The sequence below is a fragment of the Collimonas arenae genome (assembly GCF_001584165.1).
Classification (GTDB): domain Bacteria; phylum Pseudomonadota; class Gammaproteobacteria; order Burkholderiales; family Burkholderiaceae_D; genus Collimonas; species Collimonas arenae.
Genome location: NZ_CP013233.1, coordinates 3,369,313 through 3,384,356 on the forward strand (window position 1 = coordinate 3,369,313; position 15,044 = coordinate 3,384,356).

The window sequence follows — 15,044 nt, forward strand, 5'->3', positions numbered from 1 at the left end:
AAATGTGAAGAAATCAAAAGGCGATGCCAAGTGAAATATGTGGCCTGAACTGCCTGGCCTGGATGCCATAGGCAAGGTCCAGGTTGACAGTGCCAACCGGGCTCCGATAACGCAGGCCCGCACCAGTGCCGACCCGGGTCTCCTTGTCGACCCAGCTATCGGTGGCGGTACCAATATCGTAGAACAATGCCCCGCCCCACTGCTGAGTAACCCAGTGCTGGTATTCGGCGCTGCCGGTAACCAGGTATTTGGTCGGATAAACCGTGCCGTTCTGGGAGTTGCCGATACTGTCGTAACTATAGCCGCGGATCGATTCGTTGCCGCCCGCGCGAAACAGCAAAGAAGCCGGCACCGCAGCGCTGGAACCGCTGGTGAACACGCCGCCCAGTTCCGTGCGCAAGATCACCACGTCGCGTTTGCCAATCGGCACAAAATATTTGTAGCGGGCGTCAGCTCGGAAAAATGTCTGGTCGGTCAACAAGCCTTTCACGGCGAAACCCGTTTGTATAGAGAAGATATGCCCACTCCGCGGAAAAATCGAATCGTCGACCGCGCGCCGCACCCAGGCGAATCCCGGCACCAGCGCCTGATGCTGTCCCGGCTGGACCACGGTATTCGGCGGCAGGGTCGCGCCGTCGGTCTGTTGCAGGTGATCCCGATAGTAATCCAGGGTCAGGGAGGTGTCATAGTTTTCCAGCGAGCGAGCCCGCTTCAGGCCGACCTTGAGACTACGCAAGTCGACTCCCTGCAAGGTCGTACGGTCATAGGAGCCGTTGACGCCGTTGACAAAACTACGTGTATCCGGCGGCATCGACAAATCCAGCGATCCATACTGGCGGCGCTGCTCGATCTTGGTCTGGGCATCGAATATCCAGGCTTTGCCGAACACATTGTAGTTGGTGTAACGGCCCTGCACCTGCGCCCCGGTATCGGTCGCATAGCCAAGCCCGGCACGCAACCGTTGCGCTGGAAATTCGCTGACCTGGACATTCACCGGTGATTCGCTGGCGTGAGCCGGATCGTCATCGATGCTAACGATCACATTGCCGAAGTAAGACGTATTCTGGATCTGTCGCTGCAGCAGCAGCAATCGGTCAACGCTGTACTCCTCACCAACGAACAGCGGATTGACATTCTCGATAATACTGGCCGGATATCGTTTGGTGCCGGTGACGCGCAATGGCCCGAGCGTGAATCCAGGCCCGCTGTCATATGTGACCCCCAATTCGGCGTCGTTGTCCTCAGGGGTAATGCGCGCCTCAGAGCGTGCAATCTTGGCGGCCGGATAGCGGCGTTTCTGTAAAGCCTGCAGACCGTCATCCTTCGCCTTTGCCCAATCGGCCTGGCGAAACGACTGTCCTACCGGCAAGCCCCAGTTCTGCTTGATTTGTCCGACACGCTCCGGAGTATCGGCAACTGCGCTGCCAATCACGTCGATGACGGCCTGCGACACCATGGTGCGCTGATGGACATCGACTTTCAGATGGATGGTCTTGTGGTCACCCGGCTCCACAGTGACGTTGGTGGTAGCCGAAAAATAGCCTTCGGTCGAGGTCAATTGCGTCACTTGGTCGCCTACCGTATCGATCAGATATTTCAGCTGATCGTCGCTTAGGTCAGTACGATCCTTGTAACGCGACAAATCCAGATGTTGTTCCAGTAAACCCTTGATATCCGAAGGCGCCTCGATTTCGACCCGGTAAGTGGCGCTCGCTAACGGCGCGGCAAGACCGGCGACCAGCGCCAGAAAGCCGAACACAGTGCAGCGGACAGAGGGTGTCAACCAGGCTGCTGGCTTACGAAGACATTTCACCATGCGCCGCAATCCATAAGGACCAGCGCAAAAAATATGTGAATTTCCCTCAAGAAAATCGATAAAGACATAGATAAGGGCAATACAGGCATTAGAGGGACAGCATTCTAACAAACATTATTTTTCAATTGCGAAAATAGCATCTCCCATACGCCACCGCGTGGCAGTCCTGGCTATTCCGGATAAGTCATCTTGACCGGTTGCACCCAATCATTGAATTGCTGCTCGGTCACATAGCCCAGCTCCAGCGCTGCCTGTTTCAAGGTACTGCCGTCGTGATGCGCGTGCTTGGCGATCTGCGCCGCGCGGTCGTAGCCGATATGCGGCGCCAATGCCGTCACCAGCATCAGCGAGCGCTCCATCAATTCGGCGATGCGATCGCGATTGGCGGCTATGCCATCAACGCAATGCTCTTCAAAGCTGGTCATGCCATCCGCCAGCAGGCGCACGCTCTGCAAAAAATTGTGGGCGATCAGGGGCTTGAACACATTCAGCTCGAAATTGCCCGATGCGCCGCCAAAGTTGATCGCGACATCATTGCCGAACACCTGGCAGCACAGCATGGTCAGCGCTTCGCACTGGGTAGGGTTGACCTTGCCCGGCATGATCGAGCTGCCTGGCTCATTCTCCGGAATGCTGATTTCGCCGAGCCCCGAGCGCGGCCCGGATGCCAGCCAACGTACATCGTTGGCGATCTTCATCAGCGCTGCAGCCAACGTCTTCAGGGCGCCATGGGCGGCAACCAGCGCATCGTGCGATGCCAGCGCGGAAATTTATTGTCGGCGCTGCGGAACGGCAAGCCTTCGGCTTTTGCCAATTGCGCCGCCACCCTGCTGCCGAAATCCTTGGGAGCGTTCAATCCGGTGCCGACTGCCGTGCCGCCAGCCGCCAGATCACACAATGGCTCCAGCGCCGCTACGATGATTTTTTCGGCGAGATCCAGCTGCGCCACATAACCAGAGAATTCCTGGCCCAGTGTCAATGGCGTGGCATCCTGCAAATGGGTACGGCCGATCTTGACGATGTCGTCGAAATCGACCGATTTCCTGTGCAGCGTGGCGCGCAGCTTGCGTAATGACGGCAGCAGCGCATTGGCGACCGCCAGCGCTGCCGCCACATGCATCGCGGTCGGGAAAATATCGTTCGACGACTGACTCATATTGACCGCGTCATTCGGGTGTACCAGGCGCGATTCTCCGCGCACGCCACCAAGCAACTCCGAAGCGCGATTGGCCAACACCTCGTTCATGTTCATGTTGCTTTGGGTGCCGGAACCGGTCTGCCAGATGGACAACGGAAATTCCTGCGGATGTTTTCCCGCCACCACTTCCTGCGCCGCCTGGATGATCGCCGCCGCCTGGGTTTTCGGCAGCTTGCCGAGATCCTGGTTGACTTGCGCGCAAGCCTGCTTGACCGCCGCCAGCGCCACGATCAGTTCGGTCGGCATGCGCTCGCTGGATATGTGGAAATGATGCAGGCTACGCTGCGTCTGCGCGCCCCACAAGCGGTCATCCGGAACTTCTATTTTGCCAAAAGTATCACGCTCTGTTCTGGTAGTAGTCATGTCATGCTCCATCAAATAACAGGGATGCGGTCGGCGCAGGTCCGACGGATGCTGGCTTACCGCCTGCGTCGAGGACGCAGCGGCGTGGCTGAATTGTCTATGGTAATACTTTTCCAGCGCGCAGGAGGTCTTCGATAGCCGATGCCGCGATCGGCTCACTGAAGTAGAAGCCTTGCATTTCATCACAACGATGACGCTGCAGGTAGGAAAGTTGCTCTTGCGTCTCGACGCCCTCGGCAATTACCTGCAGGCGCAGGTTATGCGCCAGCGAAATAATCGAAGCAACGATCGCCGCGTCATCCTGGTCAACGGTAATGTCGCGCACAAACGATTGATCGATCTTCAGTGCATCGATTGGAAAACTCTTCAGGTAGGCCAAGCTTGAATAGCCGGTGCCGAAATCATCAATCGATAATTGTACGCCGATCGATTTCAAATCATTGAGGATACCGACCGCCAACTCAACATCGGTCATCACCAGGCTCTCGGTCAATTCGATTTCCAGATAATGCGGCGCCAATCCGGTTTCTTCCAGCACCTGCGCCACCGATTGCACCAGGTTCTGCTGGAAGAACTGACGAGTCGATAGGTTAACCGACATACGCAAGTAGCCCAGGCCCATGCGCTGCCACGCCTTGTTTTGCTCACAGGCGGTATGCATCACCCAGGCGCCGATCTGGACAATCAGGCCGGTCTCTTCCGCCAAATTGATGAAACGTGTCGGCGAGATCATGCCGAGCTGCGGATGCTTCCAGCGGATCAACGCTTCCATGCCAACCACGCGCCCGGTACGCAAATCCACCTGCGGCTGGTAATAGAGCAGTAGCTCCTTGCGTTCCAGCGCATTGCGCAAATCGCCTTCGATACGCAGCCGCTCCAGCGCCCGCTCATTCATGGCAGCAGTATAAAACTGGTAGTTGTTATTGCCCATTTCCTTGGCACGGTACATGGCGATGTCGGCATGTTTGAGCAGGCTTTCAGGATCGGCGCCATCGTTCGGATAAACCGCGACACCGATGCTGCAACTCAGGAAGAAATCATAACCCTCGATCTGCAGCGGCCGCGCGATGGAATCCATCATGCCTTGAATCAAGCCGACGCTCAGTTCCTCATCAAGACGTTCCGGCAGGATCAGGACGAATTCGTCGCTGCCCAGGCGCGCAATCGTATCGGCTTCACGGGTGAAAGCCTTGAGACGCAACGCCACCTCCTTCAGCAGTTGGTCGCCTGCATTGTGCCCCAGCGTGTCGTTGACGAATTTGAAGCGGTCCAGGTCGACAAACACCACCCACACCCGATGCCCGTACAATTCACCGTAAACGATTGCCTGGCTCAGGCGATCACTCAGCACATTGCGGTTGGCCAGGCCGGTCAAGGTGTCGTGCCGCGCCTGGTGCTCCAGTTCGGCTTCATAACTCTTCATTTCGGTAATGTCATACAAGGCCGTCACGAAATGGCTGACGCGGCCCGAACTGTCCTTGACCGGCGCGACATAAAGATCGTTCCAGAACAGCGTGCCGTCCTTGCGATAGCTGCGAATCACCGCGTTGGCGCTACGCTGCTCGCGCAAGGCCGAGCGAATCTCTTCCAGCCCGAACTGGTCATGATCGTTGCCGTGCAATATCTCGAGGTTACGGCCGATCATTTCGCTCGACGTGTAGCCGGTAATACGCTCGAAAGCCGGATTCACATATTCGACCAGGTGGTCGGGCAACTTGGCGCTGGAAATGATGATCGCGTGCGCGCTGGATTCGATAGCGCGCTCACGCAGCTGCAGCGCGTCTTCGGCACGTTTGCGGGCAACGATATCCTCTTTCATCATCTGCGTCGCCAGCCGCACTTGCTGCGTGCGCGCATCAACCAATTGTTCGATACGCTTGGAACGCGTCGACAGGAAATACAGATAGGTGGCGCCGATGAAACTGAGCAGGCTACCCAGCAACAGCACCAGCACCGAACCCGCATTTTTCTTGGTAAAAATTCTTGGCGGCGAGGATGCCTCAATGTACCAAGACTTGCCGGCAAGTTCGAAGTTTTGCGACATGTCTTGCGGCGCATCGTAAAACAACCACGACGGCAGCCATGTAGCCGTCTCTGTCGGAGTCACAGGATTACCCTGGCGATAAACCAGGCTAGCCTCCTCCGGCTTGGCACTCGCATATACCCGGAGAAAAAAATCGTCGCGCGTCTGCGCACCATCCTTAGCTAACACACTGTTGACAAAAGCATCGGCCCACACTGCCGCGCTGGTATAGCCGATCAAGGCACGGCGACGGTCGTCGACGCTATCCAACACGGCGTCATGCTGGTAAACCGGCATCAGGATCATCAATCCCAACTGGCGCCCCTTGTCGCGCCTGGTTAGATCGAACAAATCGGTGGAAGCCGGCAAACCTGTATCGCGCGCGCGCTGCGAGGGCTCCGCCTGGATCTTGCTGGTTGAAACATCGAGCCCGAAAGCCCGTTCGTTGCCCGCCATCGGCTCCATGTATTCGACCACGCGATACTGGTCCCGGCCCGCTGCAGGTTCGGGCTTGCCGTCACCTAATTGCCGAATCGAATAATTGGGATAGTACTTGCGCATTTCCGCTTCAAACGCGGGACGCTGGCTGCAGTCACCAGGCGCTGGAAGCCCAGCGACTTGACATACGGGGAACGCTGCAGCATCGGCGCAGCAAATGTGTGGAACTGTTCGCGAGTGACACCGTCCACCGTGATGAACAGGCGATTGATGGTTTCCAGCTCATGCACCAGCGCATCGAGCCCATCGACCACAGCCTTCAGATGACCGCTGGCAAGGCGCCGAAATTCCGCATCCACTTTCTCGTGCTCGAGATGACGCACCGAGACAAAAAGCCCAAGCGTAATGGCCAGGCCCAATATCAAACTGAATAAAGAGGCAATGGGTACAAAAATTGACGAGCCTCGACGAAACATTTCCACTCCATTGCGAACAATAGCCGAAATATTACACGGACTTTTTGCTCGGTAACGCAGGGATTTGACTTCTTTTTAGTTCCGACTAGAAACTAAAATCCATAACGCAACAATTGTCGCGATATTAATCAGAAATCAAGGGGATTTCGGCGCCTCGGCATCAGGCAAAAGACAGGCATGCACAATTTGCAAATCATTATCTTTGGCAAAATTGACCACAAAATGATAAGCAAGCGGCTCAATCTGACGCAGCTCTTCGTTGACGACGACAGACCGCACGCCATTGAGCAGCACCGGCCTGACATAGGGAGAATATTGCAAGTGAGCGTTGCGCCCTCCCGATCCTTCTGGACGGAAGCAGGCCATCACGCCGCACAGACGCTCCGCCCAATCGCTGGGTCGGAATTGCCTGCCATCACTGGTAATGCCTTGAATGAAAAATTCGCGGGCAGGCGCGTCGGGAGATTGAATAGTATCAGCCATGCGTACAGCTCGTTTCTTCTATAACGCTTGCTACAGACATTTGCTTGGCCTCTTTTGGAAGCAAGCTACAATTTTCGCGCAGCTCATTTACGATCATGAGATCGCTTAGGTTAATTCTTACGTATTATATCTTATATAAGACCGACACGTCACAATGAAATAGAACGATCCCTGCGCCGGCACCTTACCCACAAGCACACACCGACGCAATCGCAAGCGATCAGCCGAACCAGATCGCGGCCGACAACAGCAGCAACAGGAACATCCACAGCAGCAGAGCGCGCCACACCAGGCCAACCGTACTTTGCAACGCGCGCGGAGTTGGTGCATCGCCCGGCGGGCTATCGCCCTCCGCGGTCGTCGAATCTACCGTCGAAGCGTCGATCGGCAGGATCGCGACCGCATTCTCCAACGGCGTGCCAAGCAGAACACCCATCGCTCCACCGCCAGTAGACAGGATGATGCCATCTGTTTCATTTTTCCAGCGCTCGGCAAAATTGCGCCAAGCGTAGATTGCATCCTCAAAATTGCCGACCACCGCAAAAGCCGCCGCCGTCAACCGCGCCGGGATCCAGTCGATCCAGTAAAAAGCCTGGGTTGCAAAACGGCCGAACGCTTCATTCTTCATATGGTCCGGCTCGTTCCAGCCACGCGCCAAATATTCAGCGACACGATACATCACGGCACAGGCCGGACCGACCGGCATCAGGAACCAGAAAAACACGCCAAACACGTGGCGATGCGTCGTAATCAGCGCCTTCTCAACGGCGATACGTGAAATTTCACTGACATCCATGTCAGTCGTATCGAGCTTGGTCCATTCAGCCAATAGTGCCCGTGCGGTTGCCTCGTCACCAGTATTGAGCGCTAGCTGGATCGAACTGAAGTAATGGCTGTAATGACGAAATCCGAGGGTCAGATACACAATCAGTACATTCCACAAAAACGCCGCCCAAAAACCGATATGCACGCACAGCCAATAAATCAACGCAGTCGGCACGGTCAATGCCAGCATCACGCAGAACCAGCCCAAACGACCTTGGCGTGCCTGGCCCGCATTGAACGAATTTTCTATCTTGCTCGCGAAATGCTTGATCCACGCATACACAGGATTGTCTGCACGCAGCGGCTTCAGTTGTTCGATCAATAACGCAAACAGAATGGAGAGGAATGTCATTAACCAGCCTTATAAGTCAACAAACTGCGTATCAAGTCTGCATCGCACCAGCAATCCAGGAGTCGATTTTGCACCAAAACCGAAGTATCCCATACGATAACGCAGCACACCCGCAGAATCAAACTTGTACAGTGTGCTGCCGGTAATTAATTTGGCATTCGGCGGAAATAAGTGCCGCCACATACACCGCTGCCAAGCGAATACACCGCTCAAGCGCGGAGAAAGTGAAACAAATTCCTGAGCATTGCAGCTGTTGCGCCCCAAATGAAGAAGCGCTCATACGGCATCGCATAAAAGGTACGGCGATAGCCATCCGGCAGATCGATGCTGCGCAATTGATGATTCAGGCCATCCATCAGGAACGCCAGCGGCACTTCGAAAATTTCTGCCACCTCATCCGGATCGGCGCGCAAACTGACCGGAGGAACAATCAGGCACACCACCGGCGTGACCCGATAGCCAGTACCAGTAAAATATTCCGGCAAAGTACCGATCACTTCGACCTGGCTCCGCACCAGTCCAATTTCCTCTTCAGCTTCACGCAAGGCCGTCTCGACCGGCGAGGCATCGCTCTGTTCCATCCTGCCGCCAGGAAAACTCACCTGTCCCGCATGATCGGTCAGATGTGCTGCACGCTGGGTGAACAACAACGTCGGCTGCGCCTCATGCATGACGATCGGAATCAGCACCGACGCCGGTGTTACCGGCCTACCCTGCTGCATGCGCTGAATGGCCTGGCTATCCAGATCCTCGGGGTGCCACTCCGGTTGTTGCGCAAAGCGTTGACGCAGCCATGTAGCATTCATCCTTTCAGGCGCCAGCGCTGACTCACCGGCGACGGCATCGACCGGCATCATCAAAGGATCGAAAGTTAACTTAACCAAGAAAATTCCTCAAAAAATCTGTCCTGCACTTTGCTCCGATAACGCCGCATATATCACTACTGACACAGATGATAACAATTAATGTCATTCTCCTTGACCGTTCATCGATACCGATGCCCACCAAGCTGCTCAAATAGTCGATGGCACGCCATACGCCGGGGAAACTGCAGATAAAAAAAGGGGCACCTGACGGCGCCCCTTTTTCATGCAATACCTATGCCTGACTCGACACAACTTACTCTACTGCTGGTGCAGCCTTTGCAGCGTTGCGACGTTGTGGCAATTTTTCCTTGATACGTGCCGATTTACCGGAACGCTCACGCAGGTAGTACAGCTTGGCGCGACGGACATCGCCGCGGCGCTTGACTTCGATCGAAGCGATCAATGGCGAGTACAGTTGGAATGTACGCTCAACGCCTTCGCCGGAAGAGATCTTACGGACGATGAAGTTGGAGTTCAGACCACGGTTACGACGCGAAATGACGACGCCTTCGTAAGCCTGAGCACGCTTACGCGTACCTTCAACCACGTTAACGTTCACAACGACTGTATCGCCTGGTGCGAATTCAGGGATATTTTTGCCGAGGCGGGCAATTTCTTCTTGCTCAAGTTGTTGGATCAAGTCCATTTTTAGCTCCAGATACCATCTTGCTGACGCTGATTGGTGCATATGCACCCGCTCAGTAGAGGATGGGGTTAAACATAGGCGGCCGGTTGGCCTCCCGTTGGTACTACTTTTACTGCTTACTACAACCTGCTTTTCCTAACGGCCACAATCGAGGGTTTCCCTCTCGATTCATACCTATATCAATCTATAGACTCCGCAGGAATTTTTCATCAGCGGCGCTCAGCAAACCTGCCTCACGTATCTTCTGAATCAAATCCGGACGCTTGCTTGCGGTAGCAAGCAGCATCTGCTGGCGTCGCCATTTTTCAATTTCAGCGTGATGCCCGCCCATCAATACCGGCGGCACTGTCATGCCCTCATAAACTTCCGGCCGGGTGTAATGCGGACAATCGAGCAAGCCGTTGACAAAACTGTCTTCGACCGCCGAGGCGCCGTCATTCAGGACGCCCGGCAACTGCCTGATTACCGCATCCATCAATGCCATCGCCGGCAATTCGCCACCGGATAAAACGAAATCGCCGAGGCTGATTTCTTCATCCACGCAACGATCCAGCAAACGCTGGTCCACCGCCTCATAGCGACCGCACAACAAAACCAGACCCGGCTCAGCGGTTAACTGCATGACACGCTGATGCGTCAAAGGCCCGCCTTGCGGCGACAGATACACGACTTTCGGTACGGGTAACTCTAGCTTCAGCTGACGTGCCTTGGCCGCGTCAATCGCGGCTTCCAGCGGCTTTGCCAACATCACCATCCCTGGGCCGCCGCCATAAGGCCGGTCGTCCACGGTGCGATGGTTGTCGGTCGTGAAATCGCGCGGATTCCACATCGCCAGTTCGCATTTTTTTTGTTCAAACGCGCGACGGGTAACCCCCGACTGCGTCAATGCTGCAAACATCTCGGGAAACAGTGTGACGACATCAAATTGCATCCCGCTCACCCTTCTGTTCCGACTCGCAAGCGTTTAAACGATTGCAACTTCAGCTGCACGGACTTAATAATCAAGTCCCCAGTCAACTGTAATTTTCTTGGCTGCCTGATCCACCGTCTTGACGAACTGGTCGACAAACGGGATCAATAATTCTGGCGCCGCCTTTTCTTGATCTGCAACTGCCGGGACAGTGATCCGAAGAATCGGATGTGCGCCGTTGTCCATCAGATCGGCGACTACGCCCAGGTTTTCGCCCTGCAGATTTTCAACTGCCAGGCCGATCAGATCGACCCAGTAGAACTCATCATCCGAGAGCGCCGGGAAATGGCTGCGTGGTACATGCACCACGGTGCCTTTCATGGCCTCGGCTGCATCGCGCCCTGCCACGCCCATCAGGCGCGCCACAATGTCGCCACTGTGATTTTTCGCCTGCATCATTTCAACATCGCGCAGCTCCGGCGAATTCTGCCGGCCCAGCCACCATGTCTTGGCATGCAACAACGCATCTGCATCCGCCGAATACGGTTTGATCCGTACCCAGCCATTGATACCGTAAGCGCCAGTAATGTAACCGACCACCACCAGATCCGAAGGTATTGCAGCTCCAGTCTGCGCTGTGGTCGACAAATTCACTGACGCGTTCAACGGTTCAAACTGCCGAATTAAGCAGTTTTCTTGGCAGCGTCAGCAACCAGACGTGCAACGGTCGGCGACAATTGCGCGCCAACACCTTGCCAATGCGTCAGGCGATCCTGAGCAATACGGAAAGTCTCTTCAGCACCAGACGCTACCGGATTGTAAAAACCGATGCGTTCGATGAAGCGACCGTCACGGCGATTGCGCGAATCAGTAGCTACGATGTTGTAAAAAGGACGCTTCTTTGCGCCACCACGGGATAAACGAATAACGACCATAATGTTTCCAAAAAGTGTTCGAACACGGAAAAAGCCGCAAATTATAACGCATACCAGACCCAACCCGCAACCCGAGCGGGCCACAGGTGTGGTTTCTCCACGTCAAACTAATTTGCAGGACTACCCAAATCGCCTTGCCGGCGACATCCGGAGTAAGGGCAACAGCGACATGCTTGCAACTCAAAGCTGTACACTACGCCCCATTCCATCGCCCTTCCCGGCTCGCGCGATGCGGACAGGAAATACTGAAAGCGACATCCAACCTAGTATATTAACATTTTACCCACCTGATACAAGAAATTGCTGCTTTTTAATGCACATTCCCGAAGATCAATAATCCAAGCGACCAGCAAATGACCACTAGCCACAAGAACAAGACTTGCGCGACTTTCCTTGCCACCGTATTCGGCAGCATCGGCCTGCACCGCTTCTACCTGGGCGGCTTGAAAGATAAATGGGCTGGCTGCACCTGATTTCATTGCCACTCTCGCTACTGGCTTACCTGTTGTGGCGACAAGATCAGTTGGTGCCCTTCCTGTTTGCTCCGCTCGTGATTTCAGGACTGGTTGCCTGCATTGAATCGCTGGTGATCGGCCTGACACCGGACGAAAAGTGGGACGCCAAGTACAACGCCCACTCCGGCAAGAAATCCGACTCTAGCTGGTTTGTCATATTGCTGGTGGTACTGACATTGGGAGTCGGTGCGATTGCCCTGATTGGCGCTATCGCTCGCACCTTCGACCTGCTATTCACCGGTGGCGCCTACGGCTGACGCCCTCGGCAGCACCGTCAGATGAAAAAAAGCAGCCGCTTGGGCTGCTTTTTTTCTTTGCCGGGCTAAACCACCTATCAGAACTGGTCTTCCGTCAACGCCATGACGCCGCTACTGCCTTCAACAATAGAAACACGATAGGCATCGGCCTGGGACAAGATATGGTCGGCAAAGAAACGAGCGGTGCCGATCTTGGACTGATAGAAACTGGCGTCGCCGCCACCCGCCTGCAGCTTGTTCACCGATACCAACGCCGCCCGTCCCAGCTGCCAGCCGCCGAGCACGATACCGGCCAGTTTCAGGTACGGCACGCTACCGGCAAATACGCTCTTGATATCGCTCTTCAGGTTATCCACCACATAAGTGATGACCTGCTCCAACGCATCGGCGCCGCGCGCCAGTTGCTTGCCGATCGCAACCAGGTCAGCCGATCCGCTCGCAGCCAGCTCGGCCTGGGTGGCGCGTACCTGGGCGACGATGCCCTTGGCTACCGCACCACCGTCGCGCACGGTTTTGCGGCCGATCAGGTCGTTGGCCTGGATCGCTGTGGTGCCTTCGTAGATCGTCAAGATCCGTGCATCGCGATAGAACTGCGCGGCGCCGGTTTCTTCGATGAAGCCCATGCCGCCGTGGATCTGCACGCCGGTCGACGCCACATCGATCGAGAGTTCGGTCGACCACCCCTTGACCACCGGCACCATGTATTCATAGAACGCCTGGTTCGACTTGCGAGTCGCCTCGTCGGCATGATGATGCGCCGCGTCGTGGGCAGCTGCGGTAACGTAAGCCAGCGCCCGCGCCGCCTCGACCTGTGAACGCATCGACATCAGCATGCGCCGCACATCGGGTTGATGGATGATAGTTACCGCGCCGGCGGAGCCAGCCAGGTCACGCGACTGCACCCGATCCTTGGCGTAAGCTACGGCTTTTTGATAGGCGCGCTCGGCAACGCTGATGCCTTGCAGGCCAACTGCAAAACGCGCCGCATTCATCATGATGAACATGTATTCGAGACCGCGATTTTCCTGGCCGACCAATGTGCCGATGGCGCCGCCGTGATCACCGAACTGCAGCACTGCAGTCGGGCTGGCCTTGATGCCCAGCTTGTGTTCTAGCGACACGCAATGGACATCGTTACGGGCGCCTGGCGTGCCGTCAGCATTGACCAGGAATTTCGGCACGATGAACAGTGAAATGCCTTTCACGCCTTCCGGTGCGTTAGGCGTGCGCGCCAGCACCAGATGGACGATATTCTCGGCCATGTCGTGCTCACCGTAGGTAATGAAAATCTTGGTGCCGGAAATCTTGAAAGTGCCATCGTCCTGCGGCACCGCGCGGGTGCGCACCAGCGCCAGATCGGAACCGGCTTGCGGTTCGGTCAGGTTCATGGTGCCGGTCCATTTTCCCGACACCAGGTTTTCCAGGTAAATCCGCTTCTGCTCGTCGCTACCGGCTGTCAGCAACGCTTCGATGGCGCCGTCGCTCAGCAACGGGCACAACGCAAACGACAAATTGGCGGCATTCAGCATCTCGATGCATGGGGTTGCGACCAGCTTCGGCAAGCCTTGACCGCCAAATTCGACCGGATGCTGAACACCTTGCCAGCCCGCTTCGGCAAACGCCTTGAACGCCTCTTTAAAGCCTTTGCTGGTGGTGACCTGGCCGTCGTGCCAATAGCTCGGTTCCAGATCGCCGCTGCGATTCAGCGGAGCGACGACTTCGCCGCAAAACTTGGCATTTTCCTGCAGTACCGCTTCCACGGTTTCCGGCGTCGCATCCTCGCAGCCCGGCAGCGCATTGACCTGCTCCAGTCCGGCCAACTCGTTCAGGACAAACAACATGTCTTTCAGTGGGGCGACATAACTCATGACCTACTCCAAAAAAATCGGGTGGCACTACTAGATCTGGCGCTGCCAGTACCTGCAATACCACCCGTTATGATTCCTGACAGAACGTTGAAAATCAATCCGTAGTTTGCTTTTCAACGCCGTGCAACACTATGCAGCTCAGCCCAGTTCGGCTACCAGCTGCGGCACGATCTCGAACAGATCGCCAACGATGCCGTAGTCGGCCACCGAGAAGATCGGCGCTTCTTCGTCCTTGTTGATGGCGACGATGACTTTGGAGTCTTTCATCCCGGCCAGATGCTGGATCGCGCCGGAAATACCGACCGCGATATACAGTTGCGGCGCGACGATCTTGCCGGTCTGGCCGACCTGCCAGTCGTTCGGTACGAAGCCAGCGTCGACTGCGGCGCGCGACGCACCCATTGCCGCGCCAAGCTTGTCGGCCAGCGGTTCCAGGATCTTGAAGTTTTCAGCCGAGCCCATGCCGCGGCCACCGGAAACGATGATCTTGGCGGCTGTCAGTTCAGGACGATCCGACTTGGCGAGTTCGCGTGAAACGAAGGCCGATTTGCCGAAGTCAGCAGCTGCAGCAATGTTTTCCACAGCAGCGGAGCCGCCCGCGGCAGCAGCATCAAAGCCGGTGGTACGAACGGTGATGACCTTGATGGCGTCAGCCGATTGCACTGTAGCGATAGCGTTACCGGCATAGATCGGACGCTCGAAGGTGTCCGGGCTGTCGACCTTGGTGATTTCGGAAATCTGTCCGACATCCAGTTTGGCGGCGACGCGTGGCAGGATGTTCTTGCCGTAGGCGGTAGCCGGGGCCAGGATGTGGCTGTAAGCGGAAGCCAGCGCCAGCACTTGCTCGGCGACGTTTTCTGCGAGGCCGTCAGCGAAATACGCAGCATCGGCGACCAGCACTTTGGTCACGCCGGCAACTTGCGCAGCGGCTTGGGCGGCTGCGCCGCAGTTGCTGCCGGCAACCAGCACGTGGACTTCGCCACCGCATTGGCTGGCGGCGGTAATGGTATTGAGGGTACTGCCTTTTAATGAGGCGTTATCGTGTTCGGCAATGACGAGAGCTGTCATGGTGA

General features: G+C 56.1%; 12 protein-coding genes and 2 pseudogenes. 1 reads left to right on the forward strand and 13 read right to left on the reverse strand.

Features of this window, described 5'->3' with window-relative positions; translation table 11 throughout:
- Positions 1-13: 13 nt before the first annotated feature.
- The 11 genes and pseudogenes from CAter10_RS15425 to rpsP all read right to left on the reverse strand — a co-directional run bounded on the left by CAter10_RS15425 (position 14) and on the right by rpsP (position 11,331).
- A complete protein-coding gene (locus CAter10_RS15425; protein ID WP_082797943.1) occupies positions 14-1,816 on the reverse strand; it encodes an autotransporter assembly complex protein TamA in 1,803 nt (600 codons plus the stop codon).
- A gap of 170 nt (positions 1,817-1,986) precedes the next feature.
- Positions 1,987-3,377, reverse strand: a pseudogene (fumC, locus tag CAter10_RS15430) (class II fumarate hydratase).
- 97 nt (positions 3,378-3,474) lie between these two features.
- Positions 3,475-5,961: a bifunctional diguanylate cyclase/phosphodiesterase gene (locus tag CAter10_RS15435; protein ID WP_335340161.1), complete on the reverse strand. Its 2,487-nt coding sequence runs from the start codon at positions 5,959-5,961 to the stop codon at positions 3,475-3,477.
- Entirely contained in the window at positions 5,922-6,314 is a 393-nt protein-coding gene (locus CAter10_RS24345; RefSeq protein WP_335340162.1) for a hypothetical protein, read from the reverse strand. The genes CAter10_RS15435 and CAter10_RS24345 overlap by 40 nt, the downstream gene beginning before the upstream one ends.
- Before the next feature lie 135 nt (positions 6,315-6,449).
- Positions 6,450-6,797, reverse strand: coding sequence for a DUF3579 domain-containing protein (locus CAter10_RS22055; RefSeq protein WP_082797944.1), 348 nt, complete (start codon positions 6,795-6,797; stop codon positions 6,450-6,452).
- 220 nt (positions 6,798-7,017) lie between these two features.
- The gene (locus CAter10_RS15445) at positions 7,018-7,974 is read right to left on the reverse strand and encodes a CobD/CbiB family protein (RefSeq protein WP_061534107.1); all 957 of its coding nucleotides are present in this window, start codon (positions 7,972-7,974) and stop codon (positions 7,018-7,020) included.
- A 209-nt stretch (positions 7,975-8,183) separates the two neighbouring features.
- Positions 8,184-8,858 (reverse strand): CoA pyrophosphatase, encoded by a 675-nt coding sequence (locus tag CAter10_RS15450; protein ID WP_197467130.1) that lies wholly within the window; start codon positions 8,856-8,858, stop codon positions 8,184-8,186.
- 235 nt (positions 8,859-9,093) lie between these two features.
- Positions 9,094-9,486, reverse strand: coding sequence for a 50S ribosomal protein L19 (gene rplS, locus CAter10_RS15455; RefSeq protein WP_061534108.1), 393 nt, complete (start codon positions 9,484-9,486; stop codon positions 9,094-9,096).
- Positions 9,487-9,670: 184 nt separating this feature from the next.
- Positions 9,671-10,417, reverse strand: coding sequence for a tRNA (guanosine(37)-N1)-methyltransferase TrmD (trmD, locus tag CAter10_RS15460; protein ID WP_061534109.1), 747 nt, complete (start codon positions 10,415-10,417; stop codon positions 9,671-9,673).
- 63 nt (positions 10,418-10,480) lie between these two features.
- Positions 10,481-11,062 carry a ribosome maturation factor RimM gene (rimM, locus tag CAter10_RS15465; RefSeq protein ID WP_236905382.1) on the reverse strand — a complete coding sequence of 194 codons (582 nt, stop codon included), beginning with the start codon at positions 11,060-11,062 and terminating at the stop codon, positions 10,481-10,483.
- Between the two features lie 17 nt (positions 11,063-11,079).
- Positions 11,080-11,331, reverse strand: coding sequence for a 30S ribosomal protein S16 (rpsP, locus tag CAter10_RS15470; protein WP_061534110.1), 252 nt, complete (start codon positions 11,329-11,331; stop codon positions 11,080-11,082).
- A gap of 353 nt (positions 11,332-11,684) precedes the next feature.
- On the opposite strand from rpsP, the pseudogene CAter10_RS15475 reads away from it, so the two are divergent.
- Positions 11,685-12,103 (forward strand): annotated as a pseudogene (locus CAter10_RS15475) (NINE protein).
- Between the two features lie 77 nt (positions 12,104-12,180).
- Here the strand turns inward: CAter10_RS15475 and CAter10_RS15480 are convergent.
- Together CAter10_RS15480 and CAter10_RS15485 are read right to left on the reverse strand one after the other, a co-directional pair.
- Entirely contained in the window at positions 12,181-13,971 is a 1,791-nt protein-coding gene (locus tag CAter10_RS15480) for an acyl-CoA dehydrogenase (RefSeq protein ID WP_061534111.1), read from the reverse strand.
- A gap of 138 nt (positions 13,972-14,109) precedes the next feature.
- Positions 14,110-15,039 carry an electron transfer flavoprotein subunit alpha/FixB family protein gene (locus CAter10_RS15485; protein ID WP_061534112.1) on the reverse strand — a complete coding sequence of 310 codons (930 nt, stop codon included), beginning with the start codon at positions 15,037-15,039 and terminating at the stop codon, positions 14,110-14,112.
- Positions 15,040-15,044 lie beyond the last annotated feature (5 nt).